17 protein-coding genes, 2 pseudogenes and 1 riboswitch are annotated in these 19,370 nt (G+C 58.9%); of the genes and pseudogenes, 10 read left to right on the top strand and 9 right to left on the bottom strand.

What is annotated here, in order from left to right:
- Positions 1 to 109 precede the first annotated feature (109 nt).
- Both mqo and CES87_RS08720 read right to left on the bottom strand, forming a co-directional pair.
- Positions 110 to 1,618: a malate dehydrogenase (quinone) gene (gene mqo, locus CES87_RS08725; protein ID WP_128605825.1), complete on the bottom strand. Its 1,509-nt coding sequence runs from the start codon at positions 1,616 to 1,618 to the stop codon at positions 110 to 112.
- 739 nt (positions 1,619 to 2,357) lie between these two features.
- Positions 2,358 to 2,591: a hypothetical protein gene (locus tag CES87_RS08720; RefSeq protein WP_128605824.1), complete on the bottom strand. Its 234-nt coding sequence runs from the start codon at positions 2,589 to 2,591 to the stop codon at positions 2,358 to 2,360.
- Positions 2,592 to 2,796: 205 nt separating this feature from the next.
- On the opposite strand from CES87_RS08720, the gene CES87_RS08715 reads away from it, so the two are divergent.
- Positions 2,797 to 3,381: a YajG family lipoprotein gene (locus tag CES87_RS08715; protein ID WP_128605823.1), complete on the top strand. Its 585-nt coding sequence runs from the start codon at positions 2,797 to 2,799 to the stop codon at positions 3,379 to 3,381.
- A 124-nt stretch (positions 3,382 to 3,505) separates the two neighbouring features.
- Here CES87_RS08715 and CES87_RS08710 read toward each other — a convergent pair whose 3' ends face one another.
- Entirely contained in the window at positions 3,506 to 3,712 is a 207-nt protein-coding gene (locus CES87_RS08710; protein ID WP_128605822.1) for a hypothetical protein, read from the bottom strand.
- A gap of 193 nt (positions 3,713 to 3,905) precedes the next feature.
- Here CES87_RS08710 and CES87_RS08705 point away from each other — a divergent pair, with 193 nt between their 5' ends.
- Positions 3,906 to 4,184: a hypothetical protein gene (locus CES87_RS08705; protein WP_128605821.1), complete on the top strand. Its 279-nt coding sequence runs from the start codon at positions 3,906 to 3,908 to the stop codon at positions 4,182 to 4,184.
- Between the two features lie 165 nt (positions 4,185 to 4,349).
- Here CES87_RS08705 and CES87_RS08700 read toward each other — a convergent pair whose 3' ends face one another.
- Positions 4,350 to 5,516 (bottom strand): 1-acyl-sn-glycerol-3-phosphate acyltransferase, encoded by a 1,167-nt coding sequence (locus CES87_RS08700; protein ID WP_128605820.1) that lies wholly within the window; start codon positions 5,514 to 5,516, stop codon positions 4,350 to 4,352.
- A 141-nt stretch (positions 5,517 to 5,657) separates the two neighbouring features.
- Here CES87_RS08700 and CES87_RS08695 point away from each other — a divergent pair, with 141 nt between their 5' ends.
- Genes CES87_RS08695 through CES87_RS08685 form a run of 3 tightly spaced genes read left to right on the top strand, consistent with a single transcriptional unit; the run spans position 5,658 to position 6,769 of the window.
- A complete protein-coding gene (locus CES87_RS08695) occupies positions 5,658 to 5,840 on the top strand; it encodes a CPXCG motif-containing cysteine-rich protein (RefSeq protein WP_128605819.1) in 183 nt (60 codons plus the stop codon).
- 8 nt (positions 5,841 to 5,848) lie between these two features.
- Positions 5,849 to 6,109, top strand: a complete 261-nt coding sequence (locus CES87_RS08690; protein WP_128605818.1) for a putative signal transducing protein — start codon at positions 5,849 to 5,851, stop codon at positions 6,107 to 6,109.
- 36 nt (positions 6,110 to 6,145) lie between these two features.
- On the top strand, positions 6,146 to 6,769 hold the full coding sequence (locus tag CES87_RS08685) for an SOS response-associated peptidase (protein ID WP_128605817.1): 624 nt from the start codon (positions 6,146 to 6,148) through the stop codon (positions 6,767 to 6,769).
- Between the two features lie 122 nt (positions 6,770 to 6,891).
- On the opposite strand, the gene CES87_RS34210 is transcribed toward CES87_RS08685, so the two are convergent.
- Positions 6,892 to 7,635, bottom strand: a complete 744-nt coding sequence (locus CES87_RS34210; protein WP_371858193.1) for a methyl-accepting chemotaxis protein — start codon at positions 7,633 to 7,635, stop codon at positions 6,892 to 6,894.
- A gap of 111 nt (positions 7,636 to 7,746) precedes the next feature.
- A pseudogene (locus tag CES87_RS34205) lies at positions 7,747 to 7,944 on the bottom strand (HAMP domain-containing protein); the annotation flags it as partial.
- Between the two features lie 1,359 nt (positions 7,945 to 9,303).
- Between CES87_RS34205 and CES87_RS08670 the strand changes: the two are divergent.
- Complete coding sequence (locus CES87_RS08670) at positions 9,304 to 10,131, top strand: M48 family metallopeptidase (RefSeq protein ID WP_128605815.1); 828 nt, start codon at positions 9,304 to 9,306, stop codon at positions 10,129 to 10,131.
- 109 nt (positions 10,132 to 10,240) lie between these two features.
- Here CES87_RS08670 and CES87_RS08665 read toward each other — a convergent pair whose 3' ends face one another.
- The 3 genes and pseudogenes from CES87_RS08665 to CES87_RS08655 all read right to left on the bottom strand — a co-directional run bounded on the left by CES87_RS08665 (position 10,241) and on the right by CES87_RS08655 (position 13,085).
- Positions 10,241 to 10,825 (bottom strand): TMEM165/GDT1 family protein, encoded by a 585-nt coding sequence (locus tag CES87_RS08665; RefSeq protein ID WP_128605814.1) that lies wholly within the window; start codon positions 10,823 to 10,825, stop codon positions 10,241 to 10,243.
- 89 nt (positions 10,826 to 10,914) lie between these two features.
- A riboswitch (yybP-ykoY riboswitch) is annotated at positions 10,915 to 11,037 on the bottom strand.
- Between the two features lie 52 nt (positions 11,038 to 11,089).
- Positions 11,090 to 12,086: pseudogene (locus tag CES87_RS08660) on the bottom strand (methyltransferase).
- A 33-nt stretch (positions 12,087 to 12,119) separates the two neighbouring features.
- Complete coding sequence (locus tag CES87_RS08655) at positions 12,120 to 13,085, bottom strand: 2-hydroxyacid dehydrogenase (RefSeq protein ID WP_128605813.1); 966 nt, start codon at positions 13,083 to 13,085, stop codon at positions 12,120 to 12,122.
- 89 nt (positions 13,086 to 13,174) lie between these two features.
- Here CES87_RS08655 and CES87_RS08650 point away from each other — a divergent pair, with 89 nt between their 5' ends.
- The 4 genes from CES87_RS08650 to CES87_RS08635 all read left to right on the top strand — a co-directional run bounded on the left by CES87_RS08650 (position 13,175) and on the right by CES87_RS08635 (position 19,364).
- The gene (locus CES87_RS08650; RefSeq protein ID WP_128605812.1) at positions 13,175 to 13,804 is read left to right on the top strand and encodes a LysE family translocator; all 630 of its coding nucleotides are present in this window, start codon (positions 13,175 to 13,177) and stop codon (positions 13,802 to 13,804) included.
- A 258-nt stretch (positions 13,805 to 14,062) separates the two neighbouring features.
- Positions 14,063 to 15,745: a fatty acid--CoA ligase gene (locus tag CES87_RS08645; RefSeq protein ID WP_128605811.1), complete on the top strand. Its 1,683-nt coding sequence runs from the start codon at positions 14,063 to 14,065 to the stop codon at positions 15,743 to 15,745.
- A gap of 339 nt (positions 15,746 to 16,084) precedes the next feature.
- On the top strand, positions 16,085 to 17,971 hold the full coding sequence (locus CES87_RS08640; RefSeq protein ID WP_128605810.1) for a DUF1302 domain-containing protein: 1,887 nt from the start codon (positions 16,085 to 16,087) through the stop codon (positions 17,969 to 17,971).
- Positions 17,972 to 17,999: 28 nt separating this feature from the next.
- Positions 18,000 to 19,364: a DUF1329 domain-containing protein gene (locus CES87_RS08635; RefSeq protein WP_128605809.1), complete on the top strand. Its 1,365-nt coding sequence runs from the start codon at positions 18,000 to 18,002 to the stop codon at positions 19,362 to 19,364.
- Positions 19,365 to 19,370 lie beyond the last annotated feature (6 nt).

Raw genomic sequence — 19,370 nt, 5'->3', positions numbered from 1 at the left:
CTCGCGAAAGCGGTGTAAGTTACACCGGATATCTAAGGGCTGACTGTTTCGCCGGCCAAAAAAAACGCCCCGCCCTCAATGAGGACGGGGCGTTTTTTATGCGGCTAAATCAAGCGTAGCTTTCGGTTTCGCTGCTTGCTTCAACCAGTTCCAGCGCGACGTTGTTCTGCGCGTTGATCTTGCGATACAGCGCAGCGTCGGTTTCCAGGACTTTTTCCCGGGCCGGGAAGATTTCCGCCAGTTTGGCAGCCCATTCGCCTTTGGCCTTGCTCGGGAAGCATTTTTCGATCAGTTCCAGCATGATCGAAACGGTCACCGATGCACCTGGCGAAGCACCGAGAAGGGCGGCAAGGGAACCGTCTTTGGATGCAACCAGTTCGGTACCGAACTGCAGTACACCACCTTTTTTCGGGTCTTTCTTGATGATCTGTACGCGTTGGCCGGCCACTTCCAGGCGCCAGTCTTCGGCTTTCGCTTGCGGATAGAAGCGACGCAGGGAATCCAGGCGCTGCTCCATCGATTGCATCACTTCGCTGACCAGGTACTTGGTCAAGTCCATGTTGTTTTTCGCCACGGCCAGCATCGGCCCGATGTTGCCGGCGCGAACCGACATCGGCAGGTCCATGAAGGAGCCGTGCTTGAGGAACTTGGTGGTGAAACCGGCATACGGTCCGAACAGCAGGGATTTCTTGCCATCGACGACGCGGGTGTCCAGGTGCGGCACGGACATCGGCGGCGAACCGACGGCAGCCTGGCTGTACACCTTGGCCTGGTGATGCTTGACCACTTCAGGGTTGTCGCAACGCAGCCACTGACCACTGATCGGGAAGCCGCCGAAGCCTTTGCTCTCTTCGATGCCCGAAGCTTGCAACAGCGGCAATGCCGCACCGCCAGCGCCGAGGAAGACGAATTTGGCGTCGACATCGCGGGTGTTGCCGCTATTAACGTCCTTGATGCTGACGGTCCAGCCGCCGTTGTTACGTTTCAGGCCGGTCACGCGCTTGCAGTACTTGACCTGGGCATCGGGTGCACTGGTCAGGTGCTTGAGCAACTGGTTGGTCAGGGCGCCGAAGTTGACGTCGGTGCCGTTGATCACGCGGGTCGCAGCGACGACTTCGTCAGCTGGACGGCCCGGCATCATCAGCGGCATCCACTCGGCCATGGTGGCCTTGTCTTCGGTGTATTCCATGTCCGAGAAGGCATGATGCTTGCTCAGCGTCTTGAAGCGTTCCTTGAGAAAGGAAACGCCACTGTCGCTCTGCACGAAGCTCAGGTGCGGCACCGGGCTGATGAAGGTCTTGCACGAGCCGAAAGTGCCTTTTTTGGTCAGGTACGACCAGAACTGCTTCGACACCTCGAACTGGGTGTTGATGTGCACGGCTTTCTTGATGTCGACGGAGCCATTGGCAGCCTGCGGCGTGTAGTTCAGCTCGCACAGGCCGGCGTGACCGGTACCGGCGTTGTTCCACGGGTTGGAACTCTCCGCCGCACCGGAATCCATCAGCTCGACGACTTCCAGCTTGATCGCGGGGTCGAGCTCTTTGAGCAGTACGGCGAGGGTGGCACTCATGATGCCGGCCCCAACCAGTACTACGTCGACTGCTTCGTTATGCGCCATTTAACGCGTCTCCAAAATCTGCAGCACCAAATTGACGGCATGGCTGCCAGGAGTGACGGGGCGTGTCTGTGTTGCCCCAGGTACCCATGGCAGAATCGCCATGTCCGAATCTTCGCAATTTTTCGCAACTTCGACGGACGCTGCCTGCCGGGCCTAATCAGAGTCCCATGAACTCATTTTAACGTGCGACTGGCAATTCGACTTATGGTCGATACATCCGTTTGTGCAACCAAATCCGTAGCGGACAGGCTTCAGGCTCCGGTATTCGAGGCGTACTCGGTCCTGTGTCGTCGGGCTGTTGTAGACGCTAATGGTGCATGTTCAGACGCAAAACTATTCATTTGCTCGCCACACTCTTGTGAAGTTGTGAAAACCCGTTTTTTTCACGCTCTTTTGAAGACGTGAACCTCAAAAAAGGGCTGTCCCAGCCTGGCACTGTGCCCGGATGGTTTGCCGCCAGGTGATACATGGCGGGAAACGGGCAGACAGCTCAGTGACCGAGCGTAATGACAGCTCTGCAGATTCGCGAAAAGTGGAGGTTTTGCTTGAAAGAACAGCAAGCGCGCCAGCTTCACTCGATCTGTGTGGGCGGCTCTCTGTGGGCGGTGCGGGGTGTCAATACCAGGGCATTGACGATGCTGCGAGGCCCGATCAGGAGACGTCCTTATAATCGGGGGGAGATTGTAGCGAAGAAACGCGGGGAATTGGTCGTGTTTAATGACTTTTATTAGGCGTCTGGTCAGGTAGTTAACAGTTGCCGTGCGCGCGCGCGGGGTTGGCGCTCGGTGACACGGGCGCTAGCGGGCAGCGGCTGATGCAGCCAGTTCAGGCGGATTTCCTCGATTTCGACCCAGCCATCGCCCATCGGCTGGAGATTGCACTGCTTGAATGCCTGGCAATGGCCGTTGCTGTCGAGCAGGGCGAAGCAACGATGCAGTGGGCGTGGCGCGAACATTGAGATGAGAAAACGCATGTGGAATGACCTTGTGGGTAATTGCTGCTTACGTTGTCAGCAAGTCGTGACGTCCAGGTGAAAGGAGGGTGAAGGATGTGTGACATCGAACCCCGGTCTGCAGGATTTGTCCGATATTTCGGTCATCGCTGCGAGATGCTAGTTAGCCGCAGTGGCGCACCGCTATACTGCCGGCCTGTTTGTGCCTGATTCTGGAGAGAAGAGCATGTTGCAACGCCTGTTGTTCGGTTTGATCACTGTGACCAGCTTGACGCTGGTCGGCTGCGCCCACAGTCCGCAACAACTGAACCCGGAACCCAAGCTGACGGCGCAACTGGCACCGGTAGGCCACGGTCAGCCGGTGGTGGTACGAGTGGTGGACGGTCGTCCGTCGCCAACCCTGGGTACCCGTGGTGGACTGTATCCGGAGACCAGCGCGATTACCGTGCAGGGCCAGCAGATCCTGCCGAAGCTGCAGGCTCAGGCTGAAGCTGCCGTGCGCTTGCTGGGCTTCACCCCGACGAACAATGCGATGAACGCTCCACAACTGACCGTGACCCTGGTCGAGCTGAAGTATCAGTCGCCTAAAGAGGGCATGTACGTGACCGAAGCGACCATCGGCGCGACGTTCCGCTCCGATGTACAAAATGCCAACCGCCGTTACAGTGGTCGTTACGGTTCGTCCCTGGACCAGCGTTTCGGCATGGCACCGAACCAGGAGACCAACACCAAACTGGTCAGCGACGTGTTGAGCGATGCGTTGACCCGCCTGTTCAAGGACCCGACCGTGGGTCAGATTCTCGGCGAGTAATGCGAGCGACTGTAGGAGCGAGCTTGCTCGCGATGGGCGTGAACGATGACGCGTGTAATCTGAATAAACGCGTTGTCTTTACGTTTTTCGCGAGCAAGCTCGCTCCTACAGGAGGGCATTGGTGTCAGGCGGCTTGCGAGTAAAAATCCAGCACACTCACCCCCGTCATCAAATCCGCTTCCGGCAAATCCGCGTGCTGATGACCGCCCAATGCGCAATACACCAGCCAATGGCGGTCCTGAACGTTGAAGGCGAGGCTGCCGACGAGGGTTTGTTGTTCTTCGCTGTGATTGATGAGGTAGAGGCGATCCTGGTTTTCGGCGTGGAGCATGACGCAGTCCCTGTCGGTTTCGAGGGGCGACAGACTGGCGTATTCAGATGACGAAGCCGTGACGCAGGGCAGCCATTGGTCAAATGCTTCGTTATTTGTCGCAAAGATGAGGCAGGCGCGGAGGCTTTCGGTAGAATCCGCGCCGCGGTCGTCCGTTCGGCGTCTGCCACACCTGTTTTGTTTGAGGCTTGTGATGTCGCTGCATTTGATGACGCTGTTTACCGCCCATCCCGCCAAATTGATCAACCTGCTAGCCTTGTTCTTTGCCTTCCCGGGCGGCTGGCTGCTGCATGCTGCCCGTCGTCGCGAACAACGCGCCATGGCCAGTCTCCAGGCGCAACGCCAAAGCCGTCCCAGCGAAGAACTCACGCTGGACTGGGCGACACTGCGCATGAACCGGTTTTTCTACAGTTTTGGATTTGCCTGCATGGGGCTGGCGTTGCTGGTTTCGTGGATCAGCACTCAGGTGTAGTTCGTAGGAGCGAGGCTTGCCCGCGAAGAACGATAACGCGCTTCACCTGTTTGCACCGCGTCATCGTTCTTCGCGGGCAAGTCGGATCGCCGCACCGCTCGCTCCTACAGGCTCGATCTTTTGATAAAAAAACGGCGCCAGAAGGCGCCGTTGTCGTATCCGGAATTAAAGCGGCAATCGCGCCTTCACCCGATACTGATTGCGCACCGGCGTTGCATATTGCAGCACCAGGAACGGGCGATGCTCCTCGGGGCAGGCATCGAGGCGTTGCTGCCATTGCTCCTGGGCCTTGGCCAATTCGTCAGCCGCAAACACCTCGGCAGCGCTTGGCACCTGCAATTGCGGGTCGGCGTCTTTCCACTGTGCATAAGCCAGGTAGTGCACCGGAAACAAACGGTACCCGCCAAGAATCTGCTTGTCCATCTCGACCGCCAACTGCTTGGTATCTTCGAACAGCTCGGTGATTGGCGCGGCAAAGTTCACGTGCACCCGGCCCTTATAGCCGGTGATGCCCTTGGCGATGCTCACATCGTCCTCGCCTGGCGCCTTGGTGTAGGTGCCGGTGGTGGCGCGGATGTAAAGTTCGCGAGCCTTGGCCTGGTCGCACGGGTCGTATTCGTAGCTTATCGACACCGGGGTCAGGTTCAGCGAACGTATGACTTCACCGAATGGCTCGTCCTTGCGGCTCATGTGGAACATTTTGAGAATCGCCGACTCGGTACGGTCGTCGCCGTCCTTTGCCCGACCTTCGGCCTGGGCGATCCAGATCGAGGCGCAATCGTTGCGGATCGAATGGTTGATGTAGGCCGAGAGCAATTGATACGCCGCCATTTTCTCGCGGCGTCCGGTGATCGAACGGTGCACGATAAAGCTCTTGTTCAGGCGCATCAGGTCGCTGACAAAGGGCTTTTGCAGCAAGTTGTCGCCGATGGCGATGCGCGGGGTCGGCAAACCTGCGTGGTATACGGCGTAGTTGACGAAGGCCGGATCCATCACGATGTCGCGGTGGTTGGCGATGAACAGATAGGCGCTGCCGGACTTGAACTGCTCGACACCGGTGTAGGTCACCCCGTCCGTGGCACGTTCGATGGTGTGGTCGACGTAAACCTCGACCTTGTCCTGCAAGGTGGCGACCGAATTGATGCCGGCGAACTCACGGCGCAGACGATGAGCTATAAGAGGTTTAAGTGCCCAGCCTAAAGCACCGGCAAAACGCGGGAAGCGGAAGTGGGTGAGGATATCTAGAAATGCCTTGTCGCCGAGCAGTCGTGCCAGCACCGCTGGGACTTCGCTGTCGTCGTAAGGTCGGATGGCATCGAATTCGCCCATCATGCTCTCTTGTTAGAAACGGCTAGGGTAAGTAAAGGTTCTGATCGAAAACCGGCGGGGCACGGTCTGAAAAAGTAGCCAGACAAAAATAGCCCTGCAAATAGACCGGCGATTATACGCACAAGTCCCTTGGGAGAGACCGCGATGCTGGAAACCGCAGTTTATGAATGTCCGTATTGTGGTGAGCAAGTCGAGACCACTGTGGATCTGTCCGGTGGGGATCAGACCTATATTGAAGACTGTCAGGTGTGCTGCCGGCCGATAACCTTTGTTTTGCAGGTTCACGGCGAAGAATGGCATCTCGAAGTTTTCAGTGAAAACGATTGAGGGCGTATATGCAGCGAATCTACGAGCCGGAAAACCTGATGGAAGGCGAGTTGCTGCAAGGCATGCTCGCCAGCGAGGGCATAGAGGCGCATCTGGTCGGACGCGATCTTGTGGGCGGTGCAGGAGAACTGCCAATCTTCGGCCTGTTGGGCCTGGCGGTGGATAATGACCAGGCCGAATACGCTCGCGAGCTGATCAGCGCGTACAATGCCGCGCTGCCGCTTTCGGGTGATGAACCGGAGAGCTTTCCCGGCACGCTGGTCTGTTAGGCTGGCCGTTCGTTTGATCAAGAGTTGTGCTGCCCCATGTGTGGACGTTATGCCCTGTTCCGCTGGAACCCCGCCTTCGCGGCCCTGCCTGGCTTTCCCGCCGATCAGCAGGCCCAGTGGAACATTTCTCCCAATGATTCGGTGTTGATGCTGCGTGCCGATGCGCATGGTCAGCGCGAGTTGGCGCGTGCGCGCTGGGGTCTGACGCCGCCGTGGCTGACTGATCTCTCGCGCACCCCGGCCCATGCCCGAGCCGAAACCGTTGCCGAACAGCCGATGTTTCGCCAGGCCCTGCGCGAACGACGCTGCCTGTTGCCGGCCAACGGTTTCTACGAATGGCGCGGCACCACGCGCAAACGTCCGTACTGGCTGACGCCTGGGGAGGGCTCGTCACTGTTTTTCGCGGCTATCTGGGAAGCGTATCCGGTGCAGGAGCAGGTGTGGCTGAGCACGGCGGTCATCACTCAACCGGCTTCCAGTCAGCGCCGACCGTTGATTCTCGATGCAGCGGGGCAGCAAGCCTGGCTCGATCCCGAAACGCCGCTACATGCCTTGCAAGCCCTTCTGGCCAGCGAGCCCGCCGCGTTGCGCGAACGGGTGCTGGCGAACATGGTCAATGATCCGAAACTCAATGGGCCGGAGTGCCTGACCCCGGGGTAATGATCGTTCCCACGCTCTGCGTGGGAATGCAGCCCGGGACGCTCCGCGTCCCAAATCAAAAGCCGAACGCGGAGCGTCCGTTGAGGCATTCCCACGCAGAGCGTGGGAACGATCACTGCACCTTAAACCTTGAACTGATTGATCAACCGCCGCTGCTGCTCGGCCAACCTGGTCAAATCCGCACTGGCCGCACTCGATTCATCCGCGCCGCCCGCCACTTCATTGGCCACTTGCCCGATATTGATCACGTTGCGATTGATGTCGTCGGCCACTGCACTTTGCTCTTCGGCGGCGCTGGCGATTTGGGTGTTCATGTCGTTGATCACCGACACCGCTTGCGTGATGGTTTCCAGGGCTTGTGCCGCTTTGGCCGCGTGCTGCACGCTTTCGTCCGTGCGGTTCTGGCTGTCCTCCATCACCCGCACCACATCCCGCGTGCCTTGTTGCAGCTGTTGAATCATGGTCTGGATTTCTTCCGTGGCCTTCTGGGTCTTCTGCGCCAGATTGCGCACCTCGTCGGCCACCACCGCAAAACCACGACCCTGTTCACCGGCTCGCGCCGCTTCGATGGCCGCGTTCAGGGCCAGCAGGTTGGTCTGTTCGGCAATCCCGCGAATGGCGGTGAGAATCGCATTGATGTTCTCGCTGTCCTTGGCAAGCGTTTGCACCACGCCGACTGCCCGGCCGATTTCCAGGGCGAGGGCGCCGATGGAGTTGGAGGTGTCGCGCACGATCTCCATGCCCTGGCTGGCAGCCTGGTCGGCATGGCTGGCGGCTTGCGCGGCCTGGGTCGCGTTGCGAGCCACGTCCTGGGCGGTGGCAGTCATTTCCTGCACGGCCGTGGCCACTTGATCGATCTCGGCCATTTGCTTGTGCACGCCGGTGTTAGTGCGAATGGCGATGTCGGCGGTGTGTTCCGATGAATCGCTGACGCTCTGCACTGAGGTCACTACCTGGGTGATCATTGCCTGCAACTTGGCCAGGAACGTATTGAAACCCTTGGCGATCGAGCCCAGTTCGTCAGAGCGGTCGCTGCTCAGGCGACGGGTCAGGTCGCCTTCGCCTTGAGCAATGTCGTCGAGCATGGCGACCATTTGCTTCAGTGGGCGGGCGATACCGTGGCCTACCAGCCAGATCACCAGCAGGCCGATACCGGCAATCAGCAGGCCGACCATGGCCATGCCGAAGGTGTCGGATTTGCGCTGGGTGTTCAGGTCGGCCTGTAGCTTTTGCAGATCAGCCATCACCGCGTTCAGCGGCAATTGCAGCATCAGGGTCCAGCGGGCGTCGGTCTGGCCGATGCCGAAAGGCAGGTACAACTCGATCCGGCCCTGGGCCTTGTCGACGGTGTAGGTGACTTCGCCACGCTTGAGATTGGCCATGTTGGCAATCTGCTGGCTGTCGAGGATGTCGCTGACTTTCTCACCGAATTTGCTCGGGTCTTTGGTGTAGGCAACGATCCGGCCGTTACCGCCGATCAGGGCCATTTCACCGGCGCCGCTGTAGAGTTTCTGGTTAGCGCTCAGGAGCATTTCCTGGATGAAGTTCACCGACAGGTCGGCGCCGACGATGCCCTGGAAGGCGCCGTTGAGCATGATCGGTTCAATAAAGGAGGCGAGCATGACGATTTTGTCGCCCACCTTGTAGGGCGCCGGGTCGATTACGCAGGATTTTTTGGTTTCTTTTGAGCACAGGTAGTACTCGCTGGCGCGCACGCCGGTAGACAGGGTTTTCTGGTCATCCACATCCACCAGTTTGTCCAGGCCGAGGCTGCCGTCCTCGTTGCGGAACCACCAAGGCAGGAAGCGCCCGTTGCTGGCGTCAATGCCGACCACTTTGGTGCCAATCCAGGCCGCATCGTTGTGATCCAGTGCATCTTTTTCCCAGCCGATGTAGGTGCCAAGGATTTTCGGGTTTTTGGCCACGTTTTCCTTGATCAGACCGATCAATTGCTCACGGCTGAGACTCAGCGCAGGCTGACCATCGGACCCCTGTGTGCCAATTAGCGCATTGACCCGCACCAGGCCACCGGCAATCAGCAGCGGAGCTTCGAGTTCGCGCTGAATCTGACTGACCTGGGTTTGCGCTAGCGACGTCAGGCGTTGTTCGATGACTTGCTCGAATTGCGCCTGGGTCCGCTCCTGGACCATGTCTTGCGTCCGTGCCCCGGAAAACAACGCATATACCACCAGCGCTGCCACGACACTGAGAACAATGGCACCGGCCAGGGCCGCCACGGAAAACTGGATTGACTTGAATTTCATGGGTGCTCCGCACGCAAAAGATCGTCTGCACAGGTGTATCGGCAGGGGGCTCGATGGGCATGAGCGGGGGCTGGAGAAATGACTGTTTTTGGGTGTTCGATGTCGCAAATGAATCAACGAAAGGCGTTATCGACAGTGGTTCGCCCTGCTTTGTGAATTTTTCCTGCACCGATGAGAGCTTTGTCCGAATTGTGCGTCTTACGTTCGTTGTATCTGGCGTCGATACATTTCCACGCCTAGGATACGGACATGTTTTCAGGGAGCGTTTTGATGAACAAGATTTTGGTTTTGTGTGGGCTGAGTGCAAGTTTGCTGCTCGCTGGTTGCCAGTCGGTTAATACCACCAGCGCGGGTGCCGTGGGCGTTGAGCGCAAACAGTACATGTTCAGCATGTTGTCCTCCGAAGAGGTCAACCAGATGTATGCCCAGTCTTATCAAAAGACCGTAGGTGAGGCGACCAGCAAAGGCGTACTGGACAAGACCAGCAGTGAAGCCAGGCGCGTCCAGGCGATTGCCGACCGGCTCATTGCCCAGGCGCCGAAATTCCGTCCGGATGCGGCTCAGTGGAACTGGGAAGTGAACCTGATCAAGAGCGATGAGCTCAATGCCAACTGCGGGCCTGGCGGCAAGATCATTTTCTACACCGGACTGATCGACAAACTGCAGCTCACCGATGACGAAATCGCTGCCGTCATGGGCCATGAAATTGCCCACGCCCTGCGCGAACACGGTCGTGAAGCAATGTCCAAGGCTTACGGCATCGAAATGGCCAAGCAGGGCGCCGGCGCCTTGTTGGGATTGGGGCAGGACACCATGGCCCTGGCCGATACCGTGGCTAACTACGGCATGACCTTGCCCAACAGTCGTGAAAACGAAAACGAAGCGGACCTGATCGGTCTTGAACTGGCCGCTCGTGCCGGCTACAACCCGAATGCCGCGATCACCCTGTGGAACAAGATGAGCAAGGCCTCGGAAGGTTCGCCGCCGGAGTTCATGAGCACTCACCCGAACTCGTCCAGCCGTATTGCGTCGTTGCAGGCGGCGATTCCGAAGGTGATGCCACTGTACGAGCAGGCCAAAAATAGTCATGTGGCGTAGCTGATGACGCCTTCGCGGGCAAGCCTCGCTCCTACGGTCGAAATGTATTCCCCTGTAGGAGCGAGGCTTGCCCGCGAGGAAGATGACGCGGTTTTACTGATCTACAACGTCAGACCCACCCACTGCTCTGCATCGCCTTGTACACCGCGACAATTGCCAGAATGAAGAACGCCGATGCCGCCAGTCGACGGATCAACGTCAGTGGCAGTTTGTCCGCGGCAAAGTTACCCGCCAGAACCACCGGCACGTTGGCAATCAGCATCCCGATGGTGGTACCGATGATCACCAGCCACAACTCCGGGTACTGCGCAGCGAGCATCACGGTTGCGATCTGGGTCTTGTCGCCGATTTCGGCAAGGAAAAACGCAATCAGCGTGGTCAGGAACGGTCCGAACTTGCGGGCGGTGCTGGCTTCGTCGTCATCCATCTTGTCCGGTACGAGGGTCCACAGGGCGGTCGCTGTAAAGCTCGCCGCGAGGATCCAGTGCAGCAACGTGTCCGAAAAGAAACTGCCGACCCAGGCGCCGACCGCGCCGGCTGCCGCGTGGTTGGCCAAAGTCGCGGCAACGATGCCAGCGATGATCGGCCACGGTTTGCGGAAGCGGGCAGCGAGAATGAGCGCAAGCAGTTGCGTCTTGTCGCCGATTTCGGCCAAGGCAACGATTGCGGTGGGAACGAGTAGTGAATCCAGCATCAGGGTTTTCCTAAGGGGCGGGTCGACACGGCTATGACACGTACAGCCTTCCCGCCCCGGGTAAGGTGTTCGTGTCATAGGTCTTGTCAAACCCTGCGATCCGTCTGATGCGGACGCTTGGGTCGCATGCGCCATGGTCTTTTGACCAAGTATGTTGACGCATGCCGGACGAGCATGGCGCTCGTGGGAGACTACTCCCCTAGGACGGAGCGGATTCTGCCTAGGCAAAATCCATTCGGCAAGCCTTGTTTTTCAAAAGTAGTTTCAACCGCGTTTGGCCCGATAGATTCGGAAACCCTGTCCTTCGGCCTTGATCGCACACACACCAAGGTGCTCTTCGATCAGCGGTTGATATTTCAGGAAGCTGTTGGCAACCAGGCGCAGTTCGCCACCGTTTTTCAGATGTTTAGCTGCTTTCGCAGCAAGTTCTCGGTAGCGTAATAATCGGTGTGCACCCCGACATGGAACGGCGGATTGCTCAAAATCGCGTTCAAACCCATGGGGCGGCATCGATGCCGTCACCCGTAATGACCTCGGCTTCCAGACCATTGGCAGCCAGGGTCAAGCGACTACTGGCGGCGGCAAACGCATCAACGTCCAGCAAAGTAACCTGATTGTGCGGATAACGACGTTTCACCGCCGCTCCCAATACCCCGGCGCCGCAACCGAAATCCAGCAAATGGCCGCTCGGCAGTTTGTCCAGATGTTCCAGCAACAAAGCGCTGCCGCGGTCCAGTCGGCCATGGCTGAAAACGCCTGGCAGGCTGATGACCTTGAGCGGGCCTTCGGCCAGCGGCAGTTCGTATTCCTGGGCCAGGCTTTCCAGCGATTTGGCTTGTGGGGCGTTGGCCACGGTGACTTGCCAGAGCTGGCAATGCCGTGCGCTATCGAGTTTTCGCGGCTTTCCGAAGGGGTTCAGCTGCTTGGCCGCGCCTTCGATGCCGCTTTTCTTCTCGCCGACCAGAAACACTTCACGACCTTGCAGGCGCGACGCCACGGCGTTGAGGATGTAGTCGGTCAGATCCTTGGATTTGGGCAAAAACACCACGGCGGCTTCGAACTCGAACTCAGGCGCGTTCACGCCAAAATCGCTGCGTCCTTCAAAGCGTGCGTCCAGTGCGGCTTGATCGCCGGCATGCCAGCACCAGCCGCGAGCGGCGGGCAGGCGTCCGAGCAAGTCGTCGGCGGGCAAACCGGCCAGCAGCACCGAACCCTGGAATAATTCAGCCTGACGAAGCAGTACTTCACTGCGCGGATCCATAACTGCTCCTGTGAAAAAAAGTGCCGCAGTCTATCAACTGACGACCCGCAGCGCCTTACCGCTGAAGTATCCCAGGGCGTTTTCAGTCACTTGGCCAACGATCCGCTGCCGCGCTTCGCGACTGCCCCAGGCGTTATGCGGGGTGACGATCAGCCGTGGGATGTCGCTGGCCAGCAATGGGTTGCCATTGACCGGTGGCTCCACGCTCAGCACGTCGGTGGCGGCGCCGCCCAGATGGCCAATGCGCAAGGCATCGGCCAGCGCCTGTTCGTCGATCAGGCCGCCACGGGCGGTGTTGACCACGAACGCTCCGGGTTTCATCGAGGCCAGTTCACGGGCGCCGATGAAATGCCGGGTGTGTTCGTTGAGCGGGCAGTGCAGAGTCAGCGCGTCGATTTGCGGCAACAGTTCGTCCAGCGGTATACGGTCGGGCCGGGCAGGGCGCCCCGGAATCTGGCCCAGTAGTACGCGCATGCCGAAGGCTTCGGCCAGTCGCGCGACTGCGCCACCCAATTCGCCGTGGCCGAGCAAGCCGAGGGTTTTGCCTTCCAGTTCGACGATAGGGAAATCCAGCAGGCAAAACTGCTTTGCCTGTTGCCAGCGACCTTCAGCGACGGCTTTCTGATAATCGGCCAGGTGTGTCGCCAGGTTGAGCAACAGCATGATCGTATGCTGCGCCACGGACGGCGTGCCGTAACCCTGGCAGTTGCACACGGTAATGCCGTGGGCGCGGGCGGCAGCGAGGTCGACGTTGTTGGTGCCGGTGGCGGTGATCAGGATCAGCTTCAGCCCGGGGCTGGCGGCAATGGCGGCAGCGTCGATCTGAATCTTGTTGGTGATGGCGACGGTGGCGCCCTTGAGGTGCTCGATCACTTGATCAGGCAAGGTCTGGGCGAACAACTGCAAATCGCTGAAACAGTCGCGCAATGGGCTAAGGTCGAGATCGCCCAGATCCAAAGACGGGTGGTCGAGGAAAACGGCGCGGCGATTGTTCGTCATCAACTGTACCTTTTGTGCAGTGAACTGAAGGCGTAATCTGCCCAGCCTACCAGATGAAATAAATAGTTACGTTGGCCTGAAGGAGCCCCATGTACTGGACAGAGTTCTTGACCGTTGCCCTGATTCACCTGCTGGCCGTCGCCAGCCCCGGCCCGGACTTTGCCGTGGTGGTGCGTGAAAGCGTGACCCACGGTCGTCGCGCCGGCACCTGGACGGCGCTGGGCGTCGGCACGGCGATTTTCCTGCATGTCGGCTATTCGCTGCTGGGTATCGGCCTGATCGTGTCCCAGTCGATCGTGCTGTTCAATGCCCTGAAATGGGCCGCCGCCGCTTATCTGTTGTACATCGGCTTCAAGGCTTTGCGGGCACAACCGGCCAAACCCGTGGCGGACGATCTGCACAAAGAGGCAGGGGAGCGCACGGCACGCGGCGCCTTCACTTCAGGTTTTGTCACCAACGGTCTTAACCCGAAAGCCACGTTGTTCTTCCTGTCTCTGTTCACGGTGGTGATCAATCCGCAAACCCCGCTGGCGGTGCAGGCCGGTTACGGGATCTATCTCGCAGTGGCCACTGCCGTGTGGTTCTGTCTGGTGGCAATGCTGTTCAGCCAGCAGCGTGTGCGCGCCGGTTTCGCCCGCATGGGTCACTGGTTCGACCGGACCATGGGCGCGGTACTGATTGCGATTGGCGTAAAGCTGGCGTTTACCGAGATGCATTGAGCAAATATATATCCCTGTAGGAGCGAGCTTGCTCGCGAAAAAACCAAAGACGCCGCCGTGTATCTGGTTTTTCGCGTTATCGTTCACGACCATCGCGAGCAAGCTCGCTCCTACAGGTGATCAAAACCCGAGGGTGATGGCTCAGCGCTAGCATCTGCGCGGCTCTGCAAATCATTCCTTTGGCTGATTTGGCTGGCGATCAGGGGCACTAAAGTGCTTACTCTTAGCCACGACCGTGCAGTCAGAAAAGGGATTCTTATGTTGCAGACACGCGTTATCCCCCCAGCCGAAGGCGCTTACCAGTATCCGCTGCTGATCAAACGGCTACTGATGTCCGGCACGCGCTATGAGAAAACCCGCGAGATCGTTTACCGCGACCAGTTGCGCTACAGCTACCCGACCCTGATCGAGCGTGTCGCGCGGCTGGCCAACGTGTTGACGGCGTCCGGGGTCAAACCCGGTGATACCGTGGCGGTGATGGATTGGGACAGCCATCGTTACCTGGAATGCATGTTCGCCATTCCGATGATCGGCGCTGTGATCCACACCATCAACGTGCGGCTGTCACCGGAGCAGATCCTCTACACCATGAATCACGCCGAGGACCGCTACGTGCTGGTCAACAGCGAGTTCGTGGGGCTGTACAACGCGATCGCCGGGCACCTGACCACCGTCGAGAAAACCCTGCTGCTGACCGACCTGCCGGAAAAGACCGCTGACTTGCCGAATCTTGTCGGCGAGTACGAGCAGTTGCTGGCGGCCGCGAGCCCGCAGTACGACTTCCAGGATTTCGACGAAAACTCGGTCGCGACTACGTTCTATACCACCGGCACTACCGGCAATCCCAAAGGTGTTTATTTCACCCATCGGCAACTGGTCCTGCACACCATGGGTGTGTCGGCCATCATGGGCGCGATCGACAGTGTGCGTCTGCTGGGCACCAACGATGTGTACATGCCGATCACTCCGATGTTCCACGTCCATGCCTGGGGCCTGCCGTATGTGGCGACCATGCTCGGACTCAAGCAGGTTTATCCCGGCCGCTACGACCCGGAGTTTCTGGTGGAGCTGTGGCGCAAGGAAAAGGTCTCGTTTTCGCATTGCGTGCCGACCATTCTGCAAATGGTCCTCAACTCCAAGGCTGCAAAAGACACTGACTTCGGTGGCTGGAAAATCGTCATTGGCGGCAGCGCGCTCAATCGTGCGCTGTACGAAGCGGCCAAGGCCAAAGGCATTCAGTTGACGGCCGCTTACGGCATGTCGGAAACCGGTCCGCTGGTATCGTGCGCGCATCTCAACGATGAATTGATGGCCGGCACCGAAGACGAACGCACCACATACCGGATCAAGGCCGGTGTGCCGGGGCCATTGGTGGAGGCGGCGATCGTCGACAGCGAGGGCAACTTCCTGCCTGCTGATGGCGAGACGCAGGGCGAGCTGGTGCTACGTGCGCCGTGGCTTACCGAGGGTTATTTCAACGAGCCGCAAAAAGGCGCCGAGCTCTGGGCCGGGGGCTGGCTGCACACCGGTGATGTGGCAACCCTGGACAGCATGGGCGTGATCGACATTCGTGACCGGATCAAGGACGTGATCAAGACTGGCGGCGAGTGGATCTCCTCCCTCGACCTCGAAGACTTGATCAGTCGCCACGTGGCGGTACGCGAAGTAGCAGTGGTGGGGATTGCCGATCCACAGTGGGGCGAGCGACCGTTTGCCTTGCTGGTACTGCGTGAAGGCCATGAGATCGGGGCCAGGGAACTCAAGGAACATCTCAAGCCGTTTGTGGAGCTGGGGCATCTGAGCAAGTGGGCCATTCCGAGTCAGATCGCCCTTGTTACTGAAATTCCCAAGACCAGTGTCGGCAAGCTCGACAAGAAGAAAATTCGCGTCGACATCACCGAATGGCAAGCGACCAACAGCACCTTTCTTTCGACGCTTTAAGCCCCCTTCGGCGTGCCCGAAAAGGCACGCCAGCCCCACCAAGCAAGCGCTTGTCTTGTTAAATTCGAATTTTAGTTCATCCTTGCCGTGCCGACGGGTGTCGGTCTGGCGAAAGGACTGTTCCAGAGTGACTGGCCGCTGCAAATCACACTTTAGAGGGATCAAGCAGTACTACCTGCTGGCTATAGTCCGCTCAAGGATTTTTAGAAACGGAGCAAACGCACAAACCGGGGCGATGCAACTTTGGAATGACTTTGGGATGCCTTGGCTCCCTGTTATCCACAGCGTTTTTAGAAGTGCTCACTGCCATAACAATAAAGTGCACATGGAGTAGCGTCGATGACATCAGTAAACCAGTTCTGGCGCCGGGCGAAACTGCCTCTGGCCGTCAGTCTTGCTTCTACGCTCGCCGGGCCAGCATTCGGCGTCAGTTTCAACGTTGGTGAAATCGAAGGTCAGTTCGACTCTTCCCTGTCGATTGGTGCCAGTTGGTCTACGGAGCAGCCGAACAAGAACCTCATCGGCGTCAACAACGGCGGCCGTGGCCTGTCCCAGACCTCCGATGACGGTCACCTGAACTTCAAGAGCGGGGAAACCTTCTCGAAGATCTTCAAAGGCATCCATGACCTTGAATTGAAATACGGCGACACTGGCGTTTTCGTACGTGGCAAATACTGGTACGACTTTGAACTGAAAGATGAAAGCCGTCCGTTCAAGGACATCAGCGACGACGGCCGCAAGGAAGGCGCGAAGTCTGCAGGCTCTGAGCTCCTCGACGCCTTCGTCTACCACAACTATTCCATCGCCGATCAGCCAGGCTCCGTGCGTCTGGGCAAGCAGGTAGTGAGCTGGGGTGAAAGTACCTTCATTGGCGGCGGCATCAACTCGATCAACCCGATCGACGTTTCCGCTTTCCGTCGCCCGGGTGCCGAGATCAAGGAAGGTCTGATCCCGGTCAACATGTTCTACATATCCCAGAGCCTCACCGAGAATCTGTCGGCCGAAGCCTTCTACCAGATCGAGTGGGACCAGACCGTCGTCGACAACTGCGGCACGTTCTTCTCCCAGCCAGATATCGTAGCCGACGGTTGCGACGGCAACCTTCGTGTACTGAACAAACGCTCGACCATCCCGGCCGCCGCCTTGCCTACGCTGACCCGACTGGGTGTCGACGTCGACAATGAAGGTGTGCTGGTGCGCCGTGGCGCTGACCGCGATGCGCGGGACAGTGGCCAATGGGGCGCGTCCTTCAAGTACATGTTCGATCCGCTGGACACCGAGTTCGGCGCCTATTTCATGAACTACCACAGCCGTGCACCGATCTTCAGCGCTACTGGTGCTCCAGCATCGGTCTATGCCGGCGCAGCAGCCCTGCCGGCACAGTTGCGAGCCTTGGCACCCCTGATCGTCGCGGGTAACTCGAACTACTTCATCGAGTACCCCGAAGATATTCGCCTCTACGGCTTGAGCTTCTCCACCACCCTACCTACGGGGACGGCGTGGAGCGGTGAGATCAGCTACCGTCCGAACGCGCCGGTGCAACTCAACACGACTGACATTCTGTTTGCCGGTGTTCGTCCTTTGGGCGGCGCACTGACCAACGCTTCGCTGCTCGCCGGCGTACCGGGCCAGGACTTGCACGGCTATCGCCGCAAGGAAATCACCCAGTTCCAGACCACCCTGACGCACTTCTTCGATCAGGTCATGGGCGCCAGTCGTCTGACCCTGGTGGGCGAGGTGGGCGTGACCCACGTAGGCGGCCTCGAAAACTCCTCCGACGTCCGTTACGGTCGTGACCCGGTATTCGGTCCTGGCGAGTTGCCGGCTACCGGCGGCCAGAATACCTGTATCGCGCTCAACAACAGCACTATCGCCGGCGCCGGCCCGGGTGCAGCCACCAACAACCTCAGCCGTAACTGCACCGACCAAGGCTTCACCACCGCCACTTCGTGGGGTTACCGCGGTCGTGCCATCTGGGAATACAACGACGTATTCGCCGGTGTGAACCTCAAGCCGAACGTGGCTTGGTCCCATGACGTGAGCGGTTACTCGCCTGGCCCTGGCGGCAACTTCGAGGAAGGTCGCAAAGCGGTCAGCCTGGGCGTCGATGCTGAATACCAAAACACCTACACAGCAAGCCTGGCATACACCAACTTCTTCGACGGCAAGTACACCACCGTGGATGACCGCGACTTCGTTGCGCTCAGCTTCGGCGTGAACTTCTAAGCACTGTATTTTCAGGACGAGTACACACATGAAAATAACAAAAAATCTGTTCCACGCCGGTGTCCTGGGACTTTCGCTGCTGGCGACCAGCGTAATGGCAGCGGTCCCAGCGGCCGAAGCGGACAAACTGGGCAAGAGCCTGACCCCGATGGGCGCCGAGATGGCGGGTAACGCCGACGGTTCGATCCCGGCCTGGAAGCCGATGGCGAAAAACGCTGGCGCCGTCGACAGCAAGGGCTTCCTGTCGGACCCGTATGCCAACGAAAAACCGCTGTTCACCATCACGGCGCAGAACGTCGAGCAGTACAAGGACAAGCTTGCCCCGGGTCAGTACGCGATGTTCAAGCGCTACCCGGAATCCTTCAAAATGCCGGTTTACCCGTCCCATCGCGGTGCCACCGTGCCGGATGACGTGTTCGCCGCTATCAAGAAGAACGCCACCAGTACCAACCTGGTATCTGGCGGAAACGGGTTGGAAAACTTCGAAACCGCGGTGCCGTTCCCGATCCCGAAAAGCGGCGTGGAAGTGATCTGGAACCATATCACCCGTTATCGCGGCGGCAGCGTGACACGTCTGGTGACCCAGGCCACGCCGCAACCGAACGGCTCGTTCAGCCTGGTGTACTTCCAGGATCAGTTCGTGTTCCGCGACAAAATGAAGGACTACGATCCGAAGAACCCCGGCAACATTCTGTTTTACTTCAAGCAGAAAGTGACCGCCCCGGCACGTCTGGCCGGTGGTGTCCTGCTGGTGCATGAGACACTCGACCAGGTGAAGGAGCCGCGTTCGGCGTGGGTCTACAACGCCGGTCAGCGTCGCGTGCGTCGCGCGCCACAAGTGTCCTATGACGGCCCGGGTACCGCCGCCGACGGTCTGCGTACCTCCGACAACCTGGACATGTTCAACGGTGCGCCGGATCGCTACGACTGGAAGCTCGAAGGCAAGAAAGAGATATATATCGCCTCCGACAGCTACAAACTCGACGATCCGAAGCTCAAGTACGCGGACATCCTCCAGGCCGGTCACATCAATCAGGACCTGACTCGCTACGAACTGCGCCGAGTCTGGCATGTCGTGGCAACCCTGAAGGAAGGCCAGCGCCACATCTACGCCAAGCGTGACTTCTACATCGACGAAGACACCTGGCAAGCTGCGGTAATCGACCATTACGACGGCCGTAATCAACTCTGGCGTGTGGCGGAAGCTCACTCTCAGAACTATTACAACGTCCAGGTGCCGTGGTACACCCTGGAAACCCTGTACGACCTGCAATCGGGCCGTTACCTGGCACTGGGCATGAAGAACGAAGAGAAGTCGGCGTACGACTTCGGCTTCACTGCGACCACCAGCGACTTCACGCCGGCGGCATTGCGTCAGGATGGTGTTCGCTAACAGTTG

The organism is Pseudomonas sp. ERMR1:02 (assembly GCF_002277815.1).
In the GTDB taxonomy this organism is placed as follows: domain Bacteria; phylum Pseudomonadota; class Gammaproteobacteria; order Pseudomonadales; family Pseudomonadaceae; genus Aquipseudomonas.
The sequence above is the reverse complement of the archived record's forward strand: the minus strand, read 5'-3'. Positions and strand labels throughout refer to the sequence as shown.